11 protein-coding genes, 18 tRNA genes, 2 rRNA genes and 1 riboswitch are annotated in these 19,321 nt (G+C 37.9%); of the genes, 26 read left to right on the forward strand and 5 right to left on the reverse strand.

All coding sequences use genetic code 11. From position 1 onward, the window contains the following. The 20 genes from ACQKIM_RS25345 to ACQKIM_RS25440 all read left to right on the forward strand — a co-directional run. Positions 1-86, forward strand: a 23S ribosomal RNA gene (locus tag ACQKIM_RS25345); the annotation flags it as partial. Between the two features lie 66 nt (positions 87-152). Continuing rightward, positions 153-268, forward strand: a 5S ribosomal RNA gene (gene rrf / locus ACQKIM_RS25350). A gap of 12 nt (positions 269-280) precedes the next feature. After that, positions 281-356 (forward strand) — tRNA-Val (locus ACQKIM_RS25355). A 29-nt stretch (positions 357-385) separates the two neighbouring features. Next, positions 386-460, forward strand: a tRNA-Met gene (locus ACQKIM_RS25360). A 5-nt stretch (positions 461-465) separates the two neighbouring features. Continuing rightward, a tRNA-Asp gene (locus ACQKIM_RS25365) sits at positions 466-541 on the forward strand. A 7-nt stretch (positions 542-548) separates the two neighbouring features. After that, positions 549-624, forward strand: a tRNA-Thr gene (locus ACQKIM_RS25370). Between the two features lie 7 nt (positions 625-631). Then, positions 632-715 (forward strand) — tRNA-Tyr (locus tag ACQKIM_RS25375). A 4-nt stretch (positions 716-719) separates the two neighbouring features. After that, a tRNA-Trp gene (locus tag ACQKIM_RS25380) sits at positions 720-793 on the forward strand. A 45-nt stretch (positions 794-838) separates the two neighbouring features. Beyond that, a tRNA-His gene (locus tag ACQKIM_RS25385) sits at positions 839-914 on the forward strand. 9 nt (positions 915-923) lie between these two features. After that, positions 924-998: transfer RNA gene (locus tag ACQKIM_RS25390), tRNA-Gln, on the forward strand. A gap of 15 nt (positions 999-1,013) precedes the next feature. Continuing rightward, positions 1,014-1,086: transfer RNA gene (locus ACQKIM_RS25395), tRNA-Lys, on the forward strand. A gap of 20 nt (positions 1,087-1,106) precedes the next feature. Continuing rightward, positions 1,107-1,183 (forward strand) — tRNA-Arg (locus ACQKIM_RS25400). Between the two features lie 11 nt (positions 1,184-1,194). Continuing rightward, positions 1,195-1,271: transfer RNA gene (locus ACQKIM_RS25405), tRNA-Pro, on the forward strand. A 14-nt stretch (positions 1,272-1,285) separates the two neighbouring features. After that, positions 1,286-1,361: transfer RNA gene (locus ACQKIM_RS25410), tRNA-Ala, on the forward strand. Positions 1,362-1,374: 13 nt separating this feature from the next. After that, a tRNA-Ser gene (locus ACQKIM_RS25415) sits at positions 1,375-1,467 on the forward strand. A 4-nt stretch (positions 1,468-1,471) separates the two neighbouring features. Further along, positions 1,472-1,547: transfer RNA gene (locus ACQKIM_RS25420), tRNA-Phe, on the forward strand. A 6-nt stretch (positions 1,548-1,553) separates the two neighbouring features. Next, positions 1,554-1,627: transfer RNA gene (locus ACQKIM_RS25425), tRNA-Gly, on the forward strand. Positions 1,628-1,631: 4 nt separating this feature from the next. Then, positions 1,632-1,705, forward strand: a tRNA-Ile gene (locus ACQKIM_RS25430). Positions 1,706-1,712: 7 nt separating this feature from the next. After that, a tRNA-Asn gene (locus tag ACQKIM_RS25435) sits at positions 1,713-1,789 on the forward strand. 1 nt (position 1,790) lies between these two features. Further along, positions 1,791-1,862: transfer RNA gene (locus ACQKIM_RS25440), tRNA-Glu, on the forward strand. Between the two features lie 417 nt (positions 1,863-2,279). Here ACQKIM_RS25440 and ACQKIM_RS25445 read toward each other — a convergent pair. Further along, positions 2,280-2,906: a nitroreductase family protein gene (locus ACQKIM_RS25445; protein WP_427549215.1), complete on the reverse strand. Its 627-nt coding sequence runs from the start codon at positions 2,904-2,906 to the stop codon at positions 2,280-2,282. A 128-nt stretch (positions 2,907-3,034) separates the two neighbouring features. On the opposite strand from ACQKIM_RS25445, the gene ACQKIM_RS25450 reads away from it, so the two are divergent. The 3 genes from ACQKIM_RS25450 (at position 3,035) to ACQKIM_RS25460 (ending at position 10,454) form a co-directional block, all read left to right on the forward strand. Beyond that, positions 3,035-3,409 (forward strand): winged helix-turn-helix transcriptional regulator, encoded by a 375-nt coding sequence (locus ACQKIM_RS25450; RefSeq protein ID WP_427549217.1) that lies wholly within the window; start codon positions 3,035-3,037, stop codon positions 3,407-3,409. A gap of 680 nt (positions 3,410-4,089) precedes the next feature. After that, complete coding sequence (locus ACQKIM_RS25455; RefSeq protein ID WP_427549219.1) at positions 4,090-5,244, forward strand: response regulator; 1,155 nt, start codon at positions 4,090-4,092, stop codon at positions 5,242-5,244. Between the two features lie 530 nt (positions 5,245-5,774). Beyond that, a complete protein-coding gene (locus ACQKIM_RS25460; RefSeq protein ID WP_427549221.1) occupies positions 5,775-10,454 on the forward strand; it encodes an S-layer homology domain-containing protein in 4,680 nt (1,559 codons plus the stop codon). 80 nt (positions 10,455-10,534) lie between these two features. Here ACQKIM_RS25460 and ACQKIM_RS25465 read toward each other — a convergent pair whose 3' ends face one another. From ACQKIM_RS25465 to ACQKIM_RS25475, 3 genes are all read right to left on the reverse strand, one after another. Continuing rightward, entirely contained in the window at positions 10,535-10,744 is a 210-nt protein-coding gene (locus ACQKIM_RS25465; protein ID WP_427549222.1) for a sensor histidine kinase, read from the reverse strand. Then, on the reverse strand, positions 10,741-12,975 hold the full coding sequence (locus ACQKIM_RS25470; protein ID WP_427549224.1) for an ATP-binding protein: 2,235 nt from the start codon (positions 12,973-12,975) through the stop codon (positions 10,741-10,743). The genes ACQKIM_RS25465 and ACQKIM_RS25470 overlap by 4 nt, the downstream gene beginning before the upstream one ends. A 191-nt stretch (positions 12,976-13,166) precedes the next feature. Beyond that, on the reverse strand, positions 13,167-13,586 hold the full coding sequence (locus tag ACQKIM_RS25475; protein WP_427549226.1) for a hypothetical protein: 420 nt from the start codon (positions 13,584-13,586) through the stop codon (positions 13,167-13,169). Positions 13,587-14,120: 534 nt separating this feature from the next. Here ACQKIM_RS25475 and ACQKIM_RS25480 point away from each other — a divergent pair. Then, on the forward strand, positions 14,121-15,167 hold the full coding sequence (locus ACQKIM_RS25480) for a nitric oxide synthase oxygenase (protein ID WP_427549228.1): 1,047 nt from the start codon (positions 14,121-14,123) through the stop codon (positions 15,165-15,167). A gap of 241 nt (positions 15,168-15,408) precedes the next feature. Then, positions 15,409-15,951, forward strand: coding sequence for a hypothetical protein (locus ACQKIM_RS25485; protein WP_427549230.1), 543 nt, complete (start codon positions 15,409-15,411; stop codon positions 15,949-15,951). A gap of 62 nt (positions 15,952-16,013) precedes the next feature. On the opposite strand, the gene ACQKIM_RS25490 is transcribed toward ACQKIM_RS25485, so the two are convergent. Further along, a complete protein-coding gene (locus ACQKIM_RS25490; RefSeq protein ID WP_427549231.1) occupies positions 16,014-17,222 on the reverse strand; it encodes a CynX/NimT family MFS transporter in 1,209 nt (402 codons plus the stop codon). Between the two features lie 178 nt (positions 17,223-17,400). Further along, positions 17,401-17,577: riboswitch (Lysine riboswitch) on the forward strand. A gap of 83 nt (positions 17,578-17,660) precedes the next feature. Here ACQKIM_RS25490 and ACQKIM_RS25495 point away from each other — a divergent pair. After that, a complete protein-coding gene (locus ACQKIM_RS25495; RefSeq protein ID WP_427549233.1) occupies positions 17,661-19,124 on the forward strand; it encodes an amino acid permease in 1,464 nt (487 codons plus the stop codon). Positions 19,125-19,321: the final 197 nt, after the last annotated feature.

Genomic DNA, 19,321 nt, shown 5'->3' on the forward strand with positions numbered 1-19,321 from the left:
CAAAGACGATGAGGTAGATAGGTTCGAGGTGGAAGTGTGGTGACACATGGAGCTGACGAATACTAATCGATCGAGGACTTAACCAAAATGTTTGAGACATTCAATGCACCGTTTATCCAGTTTTGAAAGAATAATTCTTTCAATTTAATAAGTGAAGTGATGATGGCAAAGAGGTCACACCCGTTCCCATACCGAACACGGAAGTTAAGCTCTTTAGCGCCAATGGTAGTTGGGGGCTTCCCCCTGTGAGAGTAGGACGTCGCTTCGCTTATTTTTTTGTGGAGGATTAGCTCAGCTGGGAGAGCATCTGCCTTACAAGCAGAGGGTCGGCGGTTCGAGCCCGTCATCCTCCACCATTAAATTTATAAATAGTATATATCATTATCGCGGGGTGGAGCAGTGGTAGCTCGTCGGGCTCATAACCCGAAGGTCGTTGGTTCAAATCCGGCCCCCGCAACCAAAAAAGGTCCCGTGGTGTAGCGGTTAACATGCCTGCCTGTCACGCAGGAGATCGCCGGTTCGATCCCGGTCGGGACCGCCATTATTTTGCCGGTGTAGCTCAGTTGGTAGAGCAACTGACTTGTAATCAGTAGGTCGTGGGTTCGACTCCTATCGCCGGCACCATTCCCTTGGAGGGGTAGCGAAGTGGCTAAACGCGGCGGACTGTAAATCCGCTCCTTAGGGTTCGGCGGTTCGAATCCGTCCCCCTCCACCATTTTAGGGGCATAGTTCAACGGTAGAATAGAGGTCTCCAAAACCTTTGGTGTGGGTTCGATTCCTACTGCCCCTGCCAGGTATTGAGGTACTCGTTCATATACAGCTGTTATCATATATAGTGGCGATTGTGGCGAAGTGGTTAACGCATCGGATTGTGGTTCCGACATTCGTGGGTTCGATTCCCATCAGTCGCCCCATTTTAAAATTGGGGTATAGCCAAGCGGTAAGGCAACGGATTTTGATTCCGTCATGCCTAGGTTCGAATCCTAGTACCCCAGCCATTCATTTCTTAATTTGAGCCATTAGCTCAGTTGGTAGAGCATCTGACTTTTAATCAGAGGGTCGAAGGTTCGAGTCCTTCATGGCTCATCATTTTTATAGATACATATGCGCCCGTAGCTCAATTGGATAGAGCGTCTGACTACGGATCAGAAGGTTATGGGTTCGACTCCTGTCGGGCGCGCCATATTATGATTTCGGAATGTAGCTCAGCTTGGTAGAGCACTTGGTTTGGGACCAAGGGGTCGTAGGTTCGAATCCTGTCATTCCGACCATCTTTATTTTATTTGGGGCCTTAGCTCAGCTGGGAGAGCGCCTGCCTTGCACGCAGGAGGTCAGCGGTTCGATCCCGCTAGGCTCCACCATTTTAATATTTTTGGAGGTATACCCAAGTCTGGCTGAAGGGATCGGTCTTGAAAACCGACAGGCGGGTAACACCGCGCGGGGGTTCGAATCCCTCTACCTCCTCCATTTCGGGTCAGTAGCTCAGTTGGTAGAGCATTAGATTGAAGCTCTAAGTGTCGGCGGTTCGATTCCGTCCTGACCCACCATTATTTGCGGGTGTAGTTTAATGGTAAAACCTCAGCCTTCCAAGCTGATGTCGTGAGTTCGATTCTCATCACCCGCTCCAAAATGGGCCTATAGCTCAGCTGGTTAGAGCGCACGCCTGATAAGCGTGAGGTCGATGGTTCGAGTCCATTTAGGCCCATCATTATTCCGAAGTAGCTCAGTTGGTAGTAGCACCTGACTGTTAATCAGGTTGTCGCAGGTTCGAGTCCTGCCTTCGGAGCCACGGCCCGTTGGTCAAGTGGTTAAGACACCGCCCTTTCACGGCGGTAACACGGGTTCGAATCCCGTACGGGTCATCAAGCATGTAGCACAGTTGTGTGTTACATGCTTTTTTCTTTATGTATGTCAATCAATTGCCTTATAAAATAGTGAAATTATAAGCCAAAAATTATAATACCATCCTAAATGAAACCATGGTCATTTGAGAGGAATAATCATAGTGCATTAGAAAGTGCGATCCTGCACTAGATAGAGCCAATTAATGAATCTGTAGACAGTTCAAAGTCTGAGGTAAATAATTTTAATTTTATAAAGAAGAAATCATTTGTGTGGGTTAATTAAGCCTTGAAACACAAGGTGAAGACTTACAATTTAAATCATATAAATAAATGACCAGTACTCACTTTAAATGAGTAACTGGTCATTTTTGCTTACATCAACAATACATTATTTCTTTGCCTACCTATTAACATAATCAGATACTATGAGAGCACCTAAATGATTTGGTTTCTATACATTACTTTATTTACATTATGTCTTACGGTCTTATGACCAGCTTTAGTACCTTTACCAATAGCTATAAGCATAACATCTAAATACCTTTCGGAAATATTTAAGATTTCTTTTAATTTCTTAGAATCATAGCCTGACATAGTGATTGTCTCAAAACCAGCTTCATTTGCTAACAAAATTAATGACATTGACGCAAGACTTACATCTCTAGTTAATTCTAGTTCTAGATCTTCTTTAGATTTATTTTCATAATAATTTATGGCAGCATTCGCTAGATAATCTCTTAGTGATTCATCAAAATAACCTGCCTGAAAGCCTTCTTCATGTATCTTAATAATATTATCTTTATCAAATGCCTGATAATCACCTAACATAACAATTAATGTTGAAGCCTCTATCACTTGTTGTTGATTAAAGGCTATAGGCAATAATAAATTTCTTAAATCTGGTTCATCAATAATTAAGTATCGAGTAGCTTGAATATTATTTCCATTAGGTGACTTACTTGCACTTTCAATTAATGAGGTTAGAATTTCTGAACTAATTTTATAACTTGGATCATAATGTCTAACTGAACGTCTTTTTTCTAAAATATTTTTTACACTCATTTTATCAACTCCGAAATTTTATTTATTGCACCTTTAATTATAGTAAGCAATAATAAATAAGAAAATAACGCACAAAAATGTGGTATAGCCACTTTTAAGTGCCTATTTAGGAGGAAAAGCACAAGCACATGGTTAACTATAATACTGGAATCAACATTTTTATGAACATTGCAGGTGGAAAGTGGAAATGTCTGATACTCTTTTTCTTGAGCCAAAAATCAGTAAGGACAAAAGAGTTTTACGAATTTATACCTGGAATTACACAAAAAGTCCTAACAGATCAATTGAAACAGTTAGAAAGAGATGGACTTGTACAAAGAGAAGTATTTAAAGAAGTACCTCCAAAAGTGGAATACAGCTTAACTGATCTAGGAAAATCATTTGTACCAGTATTAAACACAATGTGTGAATTCGGTAATACGTATGCACGTATAAAAGGTATAGAGAAAGATCAACAAATTTATTGTGATACGTTCCTTAGTTCTCAAAACGAAAATATATAGTAATTGTCACTTGTTCCTAAGTTGTTCCTTTTCAATATGCTTGATAAATTAGCTCTTGATATTTTATGGAATTACATGACAGCCTCTATAAAACTATTTCATATAAGGTTAAAGGTGACTGTATATAAAGAGGGGAAAAGTGACCAATATTATTACACTATAATTATATTGGTCACTTTCATTTTTAGCGGTTAAGTGACTATCAGTATTAGTAGTCATTCTAATAGCATTGTGTATCTAACTGCTCTATATTATTTTGAAGTTAACATTTCTGCGAATTAGAAATGAAGTGAATGAGTGTGCGTGGAATTTCTTTTGTTTAACTATAATTTTGAGACTACTTTATTCCAAGCAACATCTATTGCAGATGAGCGTGTAGGAACTAGCCGTATTAATGAAAATAAAATCAATAGGTTAACATTTTCAGCTTTCAAAGGATTAAGTAAATTTCCAATAGCTTTTTTTATTCTAATACCTCATCAATAAAGGTTAATGACCAGCAAGCTAATTTTAGCCGAGCTGGTCATCTTTTTTGTATTTGCTAGGATGGAATTACCTATGTAATATATCCAATTAAAATACAAAATTTTCCAATGATAAGTGGAGTTGTGTAGAAGTTGTATAGACCCATGTGATAACCTTTACTTGTTTTCTAGACTAACTTTTAAGGAGGGGATGTTATGAAAATTGTGATAGTAGATGATGAAAATCAATCATTAAAAAGACTAAAAAACTTACTTAAAAAAAGTAATGTCTCGGAAGTCGACATAGTTGGAGAATATACAAATTTTCTAGAAGTGGTTGCTCAAATACAAACAATGCAACCAGATGTTGTATTTTTAGATATAGTAATGCCTGATATGGACGGCCTAACACTTGGTAAAAGGGTTCGGGAACTATTACCAAACATAGAAATTGTCTTTACTTCAGTCTTTGACAAATATGCGATAGAAGCTTTCAATTTGCATGCCATAGACTATCTATTAAAGCCTGTGCAAAAGCCACGTTTACATAAAACATTGGAACGACTTCAAAAGATTATCGAAAAAAAACAACCAAACACAACTAGGCAAAAAATGATTCAACTGTTAGGAAGTATAAAGGTAGTAATGCCTGATGGAAATGCGCAAGTAATGAAGTGGCGCACATCAAAAGCAAAGGAATTGTTTACTTATATGCTTACCCATCGCAATGAAATCATTCAACGAGACCTCATTTTGAAGCTGCTTTGGCCAGAAATTGATATGGATAAGGCCTCTAAGCAGCTTTACACAGTTATTTATACCATCCGTCAAACTTTGGAGAATTATGGATTAGACGGAGTGGAAATTTCCAGTCCATTATTGAAATCAGGCTATCAGTTATTATTGAAAGATGTGGAAATCGATGTGGAACAATGGTTAACACAATTAAAGTCTTTACCTCCGCTTGAATTGACTACAATAAGGGCACATGAGCAGGTATTCCAAGCCTATTCAGGCAATTATTTGGGTGATAGTGATTATTTATGGTCAAAAAGCGAAAGGGAACGACTAAGACGTTTATGGTTATACCATGCACAACAATTAAGTAAATATTATATTAAAAATGAGAACTACTTTGCTGCTGTAAAGGTGCAAGTAAAGGTTCAGTCATTTTTCCCTGATGAGGAAGAAAGGTATTTTACCTTGATGAAGCTCTACGATTTACTGAGCAATGCAGCTGCTGTTGAGGAACAATACTGGTTATTAAAGAAAATGCTAAAGAAGCAAGTAGCAATGGAGCCAAGTGAGGAAATTGAAAGATGGTATCAAAAATGGAGACAAATGAGCGCGATTTTGCAGGTGAAAATTTAGATTAATATGTTATTTAGTATGAGAATGAAGAGGATTTGGAATTAATCGATCTAAAACTTAAAAAGCGGTTCTCATGACAACTCTCTTAGCGCATAGATTCTTCTCTTCATAACTCACTCCTCTTTAAAACTGTTCAACTTTGTTTAAAAGAATTTTTTCCTTTTTTAATAAAAAGATATTTGATATTAGTTAATTATATATTTGTTTAATCATAAAAAGAAATCCAATCAGCTGTCCTATGAAAGCTGAAGACTTGTAAAGTTAATAGAAATTTTGTGAGAAAAAAGGTGATGTGCAATAACGACATTGCCTATTTTTTATGTTGTAGAAGTTGTATAACCAATGTCAAAAGAGCACATTGTGCCAAATTTCTGATGTAAATATTTTGTATAGGTCGATGTTCTATAGTTAAGTGTGAGGAAATATTGAAAAACCTCAGATTTTTGGAGTTAATTTAGTTCATAAAAGGAGGATGAGTAGCTCTTTACTAAGAATTTTATGGCACTTTTTCAAAGAATGGAGGAACAAACATGCAAACTAAAAAGCAACAAAAATGGTGGAAACGCTCCCTCAACGCATTTCTTGCCACAGCACTAGTCGCAAGTAGTATCTCTTTTGTTGGTGTTCCACAAAAGGCAAAAGCAGCAACAAATGATACACCAATATCATCCCCAGCTGGTGTAGATGGTGCAGTTTTATGGCTTCGCCCCGATAAGGGAATTAGTGTTGAAAGTGGAAAAACAGTATCTGAATGGCAAGATCAAAGTAATGTTGGCAATCATGCTACACAGAGTACAACTACTCTGCAACCAATGTACCGTAATGATGCACAGTATAATGTGAATTTTAATCCGATGTTAGAGCTGAATAATAAGTATTTTGATCTTGATGTCAATAAACTTCCTACGGGTAATTCATCACGAACAATTGTAGCTGTAGCAGCATCAGAGAACAATACAGCCGATAATCGTTATATCATTTCATGGGGAACTGCTTCTGGGGGTAATATGATAGGCATGCTCCAGCTTAGTGGAACCACAAAAGGTGCGATGTCTATTTATGGAGGCTCGTTCTCAAGTGAGGATGGTTTCTGGCAAAAAAATGTGCCAAATGAACTGGTGGCAACATACGATGGTACGAATGGTGCGTTATATAGCAAAACGACACAAATAGGTAAAGCACCTCAGAGCTGGAATACCGCTAAGACACAGGCACGAGTAGGACGTATTATTGGAAGTGGTCGACCAGAAGAATGGATAGGAACAATTGGCGATATTATTGTGTATGACCGTGCTCTGGATGATACAGAACGCAAACAAATAAGTTCATATCTTGCTATTAAATATGGCTATACACTTGGAGTTGAGGGACTTTCTACGAATAGTAAAAAGGCAGATTATTTAGCTTCTGATACAAGCGTACTATGGAACGCAACTACAAATGCAGCGTATTATCATAGCATCGCAGGGATTGCGCGTGATGATAATGGTGGATTATTGCAGAAGCAAAGTAACAGCACAAACCCTGGTCATCAAGTGATTATTGGTTTAAGTGAAATTAGTGATAAAAACTCTAATAATGTAGCAACTTTTTCAACTGATATGCAATATTTAATGTGGGGAGATAATAATCAACCATTTACTTATACTAAACCAATTGGTGATAGAGCACATACTGAACGCATTTGGAAAGTGCAAAATAGAGGAAATGTTGGACAAGTAGAATTTGCCATTCCTAAAGCAGCCTTACCAGAAAAAGGAGCATTGCTAGTAGGGGATAGTGATACAGATTTTAGTGCAGCAAAAGAATATCCATTAACGTTAAAAACAATTAATGGAAAAGAGTATTATACAACAAAGTTAACGTTCACAGATGGTCAATATTTTACTCTTGTGACAACACAGCCTGAACTAGAAACAGCAACCCTAACACAAACAATCACTGATGAAAATAAAGTGACCTTAATTTTTGATCAAAGTGTGACTTTAACAGATTTAAATGGCTTTACAATTACGAAAGATGGAAAAGAGATTCCTATACAAAGTGTTACTCACACAATAGATGGTAATAAGATAATTTTAACATTACCAACAAATGAAAATGTTACAAATGAATCAGTTATTAAGGTGAAATATGAAAAAGACTCTGGTAACTTAAAAGGTAGCACAAATAATCTGCCAGTTGGGAATTTTGAAATAGAGGCAGTAAATTCATTTGCAACTTCTTTAAAAATCAACGAGCCAAGTACTACGATTGTAGCAAAGCCAAAACCGGACATAAAAGGTGAAGTTGAAGCTGGTTCAAATGTTGAAGTTGTGATAAAAGATAAACTAGGAAATATAGTACCAAATGCAGGTGGTATGGCTAGTGTTGATGGGAACGGCAATTGGACATATACACCTTCATTAGATTTAGCAATAGGTGACTATACAATTGAAGTGAAAGCTACAAAAAACGATAAGACAGTTACAAAAACAAAGCCATTAACAATTGTTGATAAAACAGCCCTTCATAATAAAGTAACAGAAATAGAAGGCTTAACACCAACACATTACACATCAGAAAGCTGGGCAAAATTACAGGAGAAATTAACTGAGGCAAAAGCAGTGTTAACGAATCCTACTGCTACACAACAAGAGGTAAATTCGGCATTACAGGCATTAGAAGATGCACAAAATGCCTTAAAAGCACCAAAACCAACAAGTGTGGCACTGACACAAACAGTATCTGAAGGTAATAAAGTGACACTGACATTCAATCAAGAAGTAGAGCTAACAGATTTAACAGGCTTTACTGTCATGGTGGATGGAACGCCAGTAACACCGACATTTGAAGTTGATCCAACTGATAGTAAAAAGGTGATCTTTACATTACCGAATGGCACAGACGTAACGAATAAAGAAGTGAAGGTTATTTATAATGGTGCAGGTAATTTAAAAGGTAAGGGAGCGACAGGTGCGCCTGTAGAGAATTTTGAAATGGTGGCAGAGGACCCATACAGCGCAGCGTTCCAAATTACGAAGCCAGACGCAGTAACAGCTAATCCGCAGCCAACAATTGGTGGGAAGGTGGATGTAACCACAACACCATCTACTGTGACGATTGTCTTGAAAAATGACAAGGATGAGTCTCTGCTGGTAGATGTGGCGGCAACAGTCGATCCACTAACAGGTGAATGGACATATACACCACCAACAGGTTTACCAGATGGCACATATACAATTATTGCAACAGCAACAAATGGTCAACAAACGGTAACGAAAAAACATACATTTACAGTGGCAACAACACCAATAGTAAACAAAGTACCACTACAGCAAAAGGTGGATGACGCTAAAAACTTAGTTGCAGGTGAGTATACGCCAACAAGCTGGGCACAGTATCAAGAGGCTTTAAAGAAAGCGAATGAAGTGCTGACGAATCCAAATGCAACACAGGGAGAAGTAGACAAAGCATTAGCAGCATTAACGGTGGCACAAAATGCACTTGTGAAATTAGGCAAAGGGCTAGGTACATTAACTCCATCTACAGGTACGTTAAGTCCAAACTTCCAAACAGGGGTAACAGATTACACAATGACAGTTGGCTATCCAACATCAGTCATTGACTTTACAGCGATTCCAGTAGAGGCAGGTGCTACAGTCACAACAACAGTTAATGGGCAGCCAGGCAGTATTGGACAAATTCCATTGCGTGTAGGCGAAAACATACTTGTCATTACAGTAAAAGATGCAAATGGTAACGAGAAACACTATACCGTGAAAATCTATCGTCAAGCTGATACATCTTATCCAGGTGGTGGGAATTCAGGTAACGGTGGTACGACAACACCAATAACACCGACACCGGGTGACACAAAAACAAAAATCCAAGTGGAGCTTGAAATCGATGGCGAAAAACCACTGGAAAAAACTACTGTAGAGATTGAGCGTACTAAGCATGCCAATGGCGATATCACAGACTTTGTTGCTCTGACAGAAGCCAATGCAAAAGAAGCTGTGGCAAAGGCAAAAGCAATCGGTAACGATATTGCGCGTATCGTATTACCAGATGTGAATGATGAAGTGAAGGAAGCGAAAGTTGAAATTCCAAAAGAATCCTTGAAATTATTACGCGATAACGGAATAGCGTTAGAAATTTCATCAGAAAACGGACATATTGCAATTCCAGTAAGTTCAATGCAGGGCATTGACGATAACTTCTACTTCCGTCTAGTACCCGTGAAAAAGGAAAGCGAGCGTCAAGCGATTGAAGAGCGTGCACGTGCAGAGCGCGTTGTGCGAGCAACACTGCAAAGCAATGATGTGCATGTGGTAGCACGTCCAATGACAATCGAAACAAATATGCCAAGTCGTCCTGCGCAGGTAACATTGCCATTAAAAGGCGTGAAAATCCCAACGGGTGCAGCAGAGCGTGAGGCATTCCTGAAGCAATTAGCGGTATTTATTGAACACTCCGATGGGGAGAAGAAAGTCGTTATCCCTGAGGTAGTAACAATGGCGAAGGGTGAGCTAGGCTTACGCTTTACAGTAGAGAAGTTCAGCACATTCACAATTATTCAGGTGAATAAGGTCGAAGAAACAAAACCATCTCTTGAAGTAAAAGAGCATGAAGCGTACATTAAGGGCTTCCCAGATGGCACATTCGGTCCAGAGAAAAACGTAACACGTGCTCAAGTGGCAACAATGATTGCGCGTATCTTAGGCTATACAGATGGACCAGTAAACACTGCACCATTTAAGGATATTCCAAGTGATCATTACGCAGCGGGAGCTATTGCCTTTGTCAAAGAGCGTAGCATTATGAATGGCGATATTAATGGTAACTTCCGTGCCAGTGAAAACATTACACGTGCACAAATGGCAACGGTAGTGGCGAACTTTAAGCAACTGCCTATCGAAGAGAATGTAGCGATTACATTCAACGATACAAAAGGTCATTGGGCACAATGGATAATCGAAGCGAACCGTGTGGCAGGCATCATCAACGGTCGTCAGGATGGTAGCTTTGCGCCAGAAGAATATTTAACACGTGCTCAAGCGGTGATCATGATGAACCGCATGTTTGAGCGCGGTCCGCTACAAGGCGTAACAGCACCAAGCTTCCCAGATGTAAAAGCAACACACTGGGCATTCAAAGAAATTGAGGAAGCAGCGAAATCTCATACTTATTTTATTGATGAAGATGGGGACGAGCAACTTTCAAAATAAGACATATAGCAAAAGCAGGCTAGGGGAAACCTTAGCCTGCTTTTTCAATAGAGACGGATAGACTCGACATCGCCCTCTCTTTATTTAGGAATTTGTAAGGAGATTGTTGTGCCTTGTCCAACCACGCTTTCTATGGTTAATTCTACGCCAAATAATTGTTTTAGGCGCTGTTGGGTATTGACGAGGCCCACGCTTCTTTTCTCTTTAGGACCATTGTTATCAAAGCCAACGCCATTATCGGAAATGGTTATGTTAAAGTGTTGCTCAGTCTCTACAATGTGAATTGTCACGGTTCCTCCTCCGCGTCGGGTAAAATGCCATGCTGGATGGCGTTTTCGACAAGTGTCTGTATGGACAGTGGAGGGACGGACAGTTCTATATTCTCAGGGATGTCCCATATTACTTGAACTTTATCGCCAAAGCGTATTTGTTCTATGGCAAGATAGGCACGAACGAGCTTTAATTCATAGTCGATTGGCACGACTAAATCGACATTTTGGAAATCGAAGCTCGTTTGTAGATAATCACTAAAGGCAAGTAGTAATTCTTCCATTTTCTCCTCATCTACACCATGTAAAGAAATAATAGAGTTCAAAGTATTGAAGAAAAAGTGTGGCTGAATTTGTGCCTGAAGCCATGCAGCTTCAATGCGCAGACGCTCTTCGCTAGATTGCTTCACTTGAATAAGAGCTTGAACACGTGATTTAAGCTCCATATATTCCATTGGTTTTTTAACATAATCATTGGCGCCACTTAAAAAGGCAAGTTGAATATCTTCACTTTGCTGTCGAGCTGTTAAGAACAATATTGGTAACTCTGAGATAGAAAGTTTTTCGCGAATGTGCTTGGCCAAATCATAGCCAGACATATGCGGCATCATAATATCAGAAATAACTAAATCATAGCTATTGTTTTGAAGCATATCGAGAGCCTCTACCCCACTTAAAGCTGTTTCAATTTCAAAGGAATCCGTTGAAAATGCATTGACAAGTACTTGTAAGTTTACAGCGTCATCGTCAACAATGAGAATTCTTGCATGGCTAGTTATTAAAGAGTTCGTTTCTGTAGTAGCAGCAATATTGTGTTCTCTCGAAAAATCATTTAAAAATGAATATTTGATGAATGCAGTGTCCTTCTCAACATTTAATTCACTGTCTTCCACATTCTGCGACTTCGCTATTGGTAATGAGAAAGTAAAGGTTGAGCCAACGCCGATAGTAGATGATACCGACATTGTTCCCCCGTGTAAGGAAACAAGCTTATGGCAAATGCTTAAACCTAATCCAAGGCCACCACCTATGGATGTCATTGTCGAATCCACTTGTTCATAGGGCTCAAATACGATTTCTTGCATATTTTTATCAATGCCAATTCCCGTATCTGTAACGGAAATATATAATTGTTTCCCAACTACTTCAGCATCAATCGTAATGGAACCTTGTTCAGTAAATTTAATGGCATTATGAATTAAATTCGCAAAAATTTGAATAAGTCGTGTCTCGTCGGCAAAAACAAATGGTGAATTAATAGGTATTCGCACAATAAGTTCAATTGGCTTTCCTTTCAGCATAAAACGAAACATATTACTGACCCCACTTGCGAGGTTATAAGCATTTAAAGGTTTTGGTTGTAGCTGAAGCGTTTTTTCTTTTAATTTTACTAAATCCAATAAATCATCTAACATGTGGGTCATGTGGTTTCCGATTCTTACCATTAGCTTTAAATCATTTTGATCTTCTTTATCTACCTGCTTAGCTAACATCGTTTGGGCAATACTCATCATGCCATGCAAAGGGTTACGCAGTTCATGAGAGGTATTTGCTAGAAAATCATCCTTTGTGTTTATTTCTTTTTGTAATTTCACAGAAAGTTTTTCTGTTTGTAAAGTTGTTTGAAAATAGCTTGTAAACCAAAATGCGGATAATGCAGTTACACCAATAAATATATCAAAAGGATAATGACTATAAGGTAATGTTGTATTCTGTCTTATAGGTAAAAATAATGAATTGGTTACCACTGCTGTACCTGTTAATAATAAAAATATCACGCCTTTCTGCCCTTTTAAAGCTATGATCAATGTGAAAATAGTTATAATAATAGGAGAGACGATAAAAAGTATTATAAATATCAATTTGGTTTTAAAAATATATTCAATGGGCGCTACTACAATAAAAGATAAATAGAAAGTACATACCAATGGGACAATAGTTAATATTTTAGGTTTAGAGTATTCCTTCATCAATTCACGTAGTAATAAAACAAAAAACAACGCATTATGTATGTAAGAGAAATACGTTAGTTTGTTTGCCCAAATCCAATTTATAGGTAAATAACTAAATAATATTCTATTGCTAGAAGTGAGTATCGTTAAACAAGCTGAAATAGTAATCATGGCAAAATAAAATAAAGTTTTATTTCGAATGCCTATACCCCAAAGCAAAATTGTAAATAGTAGGTAAATTAGAAAGACTAGACAAACGGCCATTTGAGTTTCAATGGAAAAGGACGTTGATTGTTCCATTGAGTGTAGATCGCCAAGAATAATTTCTCGTTGAAACCCACCTTGTTCATAAGGATTTGTTTGAACGCCTTGTATAATAATTTCGCTTTCATTAGTATCAAACGTAAAAAAGTAAGTTATAGGTCTGCCAATAGGAGCATTTTGAGTAAGATTTGTCGTAAGATTTCCTAATCCTTCAATAAATTGACCGTCTATATAAGCTCATAGGGTGCTAAACCTTCAGGAATCGTAATACCGTACATCTGAGAGGAAGTGTGTTCTTTTAAAATTTTTAAACGATAAGAACCATAATGAGCTTTCTCGCTATTTTTAAAGTATTGATCCCAAGATTCTGGCTGATTCGTATAAACCTTATTTTGTTCAACTGATTGGACATTTTCAGAAGCGAGGAGGACATTAGGGTAGAATTCCCATTCCTTCTGTAGCTTAACTTTGAAATTATGGCTTGTATCAATACTCCTTAAATCTACCGTTCCTTGTATGGCATTGACTCCTTTTGAAATGTTTGTGAAATTCATCCAAGTAAAGTGTAAAAAGGTTAGAAAACAAAAGAATAACCCAGAAATTAGAAAAATCGATATTTTTTTAGAGAATATTTGCTTTTTAATCATAAAAAATAGATTTCGACAAATAGGTTTATTTCTCCTTCAAAAATAATGATTACCTATCAATTCTTTATGATAATATTAACATTTTCCCAAATGAGATTTTATTTGGAGAGATTAAACAATGAAAACTATTGAATTTGGAATCAATCATCTTTTTAGTAATTTAACAGGAATTATCTGCTGTGTAATTAAACTAATAAAATAGAACCATGCCATATAGAAGAGCCTGTGAATTGCATATATATAAAACATGGCGCTTCTTTTGGGTATTCTAAATTATTTCGGATAATAGAGACTATATATAATAGAGGAAAGTCATAACAATTAATCAAAAGTCACTCGTAAATAATTTTAGTGAAATTAGTGATGAATTAGAGCTTGATAAATATACTTTTGATATCCTATGAAATTACATGACAGCCTCCATAAATTTGAACAAACTATTTCATATATACAATATGTATGTTTTTTCTATAGATATTTTCATGGTGCTTCCTGTTTTGTTCCACTAATATGAGGGTAGGTGGAGGAATCGACATGAATATACAGGAGATCAAGCAGTTCTTAAATCTATATCAGGTAGAGCAAAATGAATCAGAACTTTGGTTAGAAAATAGATTACAACAGATTCAAAATGCAGGAGAATACTATCCAACAACAGACGAACTAATTTTTGGCGCACGGGTGGCATGGCGTAATAGCAACAAATGTATTGGACGCCTGTTTTGGCAGTCACTGCATGTAGTAGATGCACGTGATGTTTTAGATGAACAGGACATTTTTCGTAAGTTACTAGAGCATATTGAGTATGCAACAAATAAAGGTAAAATTCGTCCAACGATAACCGTGTTTGCCTCGGATCGAGTACGGATATGGAATCATCAGCTAATTCGTTATGCAGGCTATGAAACGGAGACAGGGGTTATTGGTGATTCAAATTCCATCGCATTTACAAAAGTATGTGAATCATTAGGCTGGAAAGGTCAACGAACACCATTTGATGTGTTACCACTTGTCGTACAGGTTGATGGGCGTGCTCCACAGATGTTTGCAATACCTGCAGAATATATTTTAGAGGTGCCAATTCGTCATCCAGAGTCAGTGGGTGTGGAGAAATTAGGGTTGAAATGGTATGCCGTACCTATTATTTCAAGCATGCGTTTTCAAATGGCAGGTATTGATTTTCAAGCAGCTCCGTTCAATGGCTGGTACATGGGGACAGAAATCGGTGCACGTAATTTAGCAGATCATGATCGCTATAATATGCTGCCAGCTATTGCAGAGATATTTAATTTTGATACAAGTAAGCAAATCTCGCTTTGGCGAGACCGTGCATTAGTGGAGCTCAATATTGCTGTTCTTCATTCTTTTAAAGAAGATGGAGTGAGCATTGTGGATCATCATACAGCAGCTCAACAGTTTAAATTGTTTGAAGAAGCGGAGGATTCCGCAGGGCGAGAAATGACAGGCAACTGGACATGGTTAATCCCGCCACTTTCGCCTGCAACGACTCATATATTTCATAAACCTTATGTAAATATTTATCATACACCAAATTATTTTTATCAGAAGCCATGTTATTAACTGTAAAGGGGCTGTTCGTTTTCCCAGCAGCTCCTGAATACGTTCGCTTTATAATAGAGCTCTCTATTAAACCTTATAAACTTCTCTATTAATTACATCAACCACAACAATTTCCCCTTTAGTTACTACATAGCACTATTCATGCAGCATGTATAAAATCCCTCTCTTAGTACCTATATACAATCCCCATATGACCATTTACACTTAACCTATCTTATTTTTCAGGAGAGGAGCAATCCAAATGTTGAACCAGAATACCCCGAATATTCCATGGCAACAATTGACGACACCTTATGGTAGAGGAACAGCTATCCCACAGCTGATTGAACAGGAGCAATATCAGCAGCTTGCTGAATTAATTGAGCATCAAGGTACACTATGGCAGGTGACGCCATGGGTTTTACTTATCCTTTTAAAAAATCTTGCTAGCAAAAATACGGAGGATATTTCATTAGAAGAAATAGAGCTTTATTTAGCTGTGGCTCAAGTGATTACTGAGGATTATCTAGACTATGCACATACTGTTCAAACTATGCAGGAGCTACTAGATGTTAAATATTTATGGGCAGAAGACGAGGAGGATGATGAGCTGGAGTGGGAGGAGGAAACGCCAAAGGGCTATGAGCAGCAGGCTTTTTTAGGCTATTATTATTTTAGTCATTTACTCCTACAAGAGGCTCTTCCTATTTTTACTGCTATCAATGCTCGTAACAAAGAAGCAGCAGAAGATCTGGATGAACTGCTAACCTTACTAAAACAGCATGGTACACAATCTGATAAATAAAAAAGTATAGGTACAGAAATAAGCAGATGGGAAACAAGACTGGTTTTCCCATCTGCTTTAATTTAATGGACATATTCATCTTTAGAGGCTCTAAATGAACATAAGAAGAGTATTACAGCTACAACGACAAAGAGCCAGCCTGCAATATTCCAACCACCAAATAGATCATGCAGGTAGCCAAAAAGAATAGGACCAATTGCAGCAAATAAATAGCCTAGTGATTGTGCAAAGCCTGATAAATCAGCTGCTTCAAAGGCTGTGCGAGTGCGGAGTGTGAAGAACATCATGGCTAAGGCAAATGAAGCCCCGCCTGCTAAGCCTAATAGAATCATCCAAAGCACCCCAAGGCTTGTCCACTCCATAACAACGCCAACAAAGCCTACTAAATAAAATGCTGTAAACATTAATACAAGGGGTCGCTGAGACGCCATTTTACTAGCAATGATTGGCACAGCTAAAGCCATTGGAACTTGTGAAAATTGCATGATGGAGAACATCCAGCCTGCACGATCAGCAGCTAAACCTTGTGATATGTAAATTTCAGGAATCCATGCTGCAGTTGTATAAAATAATAATGATTGTAATCCCATAGCACCTGTTACTGCCCAGGTAACAGGGGATTTCCATAAAGGTATACGTTCTTTCGTTTTCTTAACAGCGGGCTCAGGCTTATTAAACTTTAATTGTGGAATCCAAATTAAAATGGTTAACACAACTAAAATAAGTGCAATAGCCAGTGCTCCTTGCCAGCCAAGAGATGATTGGGCAATAGGGTAGCTAATCCCAGCACCAAGTCCAGCTGTTAAATTCATGGACATTGTAAAAAATGCCATAAGCAAACCTACATGATAAGGAAATTTTAATTTAAGTAATCCTGGAATAAGTACATTTCCAAATGCAATAGCAACACCAATTAGCATAGTTCCAAAAACGAGCAAACTTGTTGTTCCTAGAGAGCGCAGTACAATACCTACTGCTAAAAGAATAGTGGATAAAAATAATGTTAGCTCAAGTCCTAATTTACGTGCAACAACTGGTGCAAATGGCGATATAACCGCAAAGGCTAGAAGTGGAATAGTAGTTAGAAATCCAGCTAATACATTTGATATACCTAGATCTTCTCGTATAAAAGAAATAATAGGTCCCACAACTGTTAAAGGCATTCGTAATGTCGAGGCAATACAAATAACGCCAATCACTAATAGTAAGGTAGCTCCTCTCCAGCTAATTTTCCTGCTAGGATAACTAGTGGAATCTTCATTTGTTGTCAAAATTAATCCCCCCTGTTTACATTCAATTATAATTGAACCACTATATTACTTTATCACATTATTCAAAATAGTAGAATATTCATAAAATATAGAACTTTACTCGTCGTATTGAAATGTAAAATGTCTTATGTTAAACTTGTAGACATCATAAATTTAATAATTATATGCCTCATGTTTGTATTGAGGTAGAGGTCGCGGTATTTATGAGTATGCTAATGGAAATGACAAGCATTGACGAGATTAGCTGAAAGGAAATACTGCCGAAGTGTGAGGGGACTTGAAAACCTCATGCTGGGGCTGTCTCCGAAAGGAACAGAACTGTCACGTTTGGACAACGTGTTGAGCTATCATTTAGAAAAAACTGAGGATTTACTTAGCCATCACAGTGTTCATGTGATGGTATTTTTTTGCCTCTTATATTAGGAAGGAAGCTATATCGTGAGTGAAATAAAAGTGAATCAGCTCGGTCATAAAGTGCCCAAGCTGAAAAAAGAATTAAAAAGCCGTCATATTACAATGATTTCTTTAGGTGGTACAATTGGTACAGGGCTATTTTTAGCCAGTGGTGGTGCCATTGCACAGGCAGGTCCTGGCGGTGCATTACTAGCCTACGCCCTAATCGGTGTCATGGTGTACTTTTTAATGACAAGCTTAGGGGAAATGGCAGCCTATATGCCATCCTCAGGCTCATTTAGTACGTATGCTACGAAATTTGTTGATCCAGCTTTGGGCTTTGCACTTGGCTGGAACTATTGGTATAACTGGGCTATCACAATTGCTGCAGAAATTGCGGCTGTATCATTAATTATGAAATATTGGTTCCCAGATAGCTCATCGGCATTATGGACAGTATTATTTATTGCTGTTGTGTTAACCTTTAATTTATTATCTGTAAAAAGCTATGGTGAAAGTGAATATTGGTTTGCCATGATCAAGGTGGTAACTGTGATTGTGTTCATTATTATCAGCTTATTAATGATTTTTGGTATTTTAGGTGGACAGGCACCTGTAGGTTTTACAAATTTCTTTATTAGTGATGGACCGTTTCATGGGGGGTTCCTTGCTACATTTGGTATTTTCCTTGCAGCAGGATTTTCATTCCAAGGAACAGAGCTTCTTGGGATTACAGCTGGTGAAACGGATGACCCTGGAAAAAATATTCCAAAGGCAGTAAAATCTGTGTTCTGGCGTATTCTTTTGTTTTATATTTTAGCGATTGGTGCGATAGGGATGCTGATTCCATTTACCGATGAACGTTTACTATCAGAAGACATCGCTGTATCTCCATTTACACTAGTGTTTGATCGCCTAGGTATTGCCTTTGCTGCTTCCTTAATGAATGCCATTATTTTAACGGCCATGCTATCAGCTGGGAATTCAGGACTATATGCATCATCTCGTATGCTATGGCAATTAGCGGTAGACGGGCATGCACCAAAATTTTTCGCAAAATTAAGCCGCCGCGGTATTCCAATCTATGCATTAATGGCGACATTAGCTGTAGGTTGTCTTGCATTTTTAGCATCTTTTTTTGGTGATGGGGTTGTTTATATTTGGCTTTTAAATGCCTCGGGAATGTCCGGCTTCATTGCTTGGCTTGGCATTGCATTTAGTCATTATCGATTCCGCCGAGCTTTCGAAGCGCAGGGCTTGGATCCTCAAATGCTGCCATATAAAGCAAAGCTATATCCATTTGGCCCGCTTTTTGCCTTTACGGTTTGTATGATTGTTGTTATTGGACAAAATTATACGGCCTTTATGGGGGATAAAATTGATTGGTATGGAATACTCGTTTCTTATATTGGTATCCCGCTGTTTTTATTGTTATGGTTTGGATACAAAATCAAATATAAAACAAAAATACTTCCGCTGAAAGAATGTGATTTAAGAGTGGAGGATTAAATTATTGAGCTGTTCTATAAGCCATCATCAATGGCTTTAGAACAGCTTTTTTATTATTTTGTAAATATCGAATGAAACGAAAAAAATAATATATGGTAAATTAGGCTCAACACCAAAATCTGTTCTTGCTAAAAAAGAATACAAAAAAACATCTGTATCCGCTAGAGTTGAGAGTACGACCAAACAACACAGCGAGG

The organism is Lysinibacillus sp. NPDC047702, assembly GCF_050272555.1.
Classification (GTDB): Bacteria; Bacillota; Bacilli; order Bacillales_A; family Planococcaceae; genus Lysinibacillus.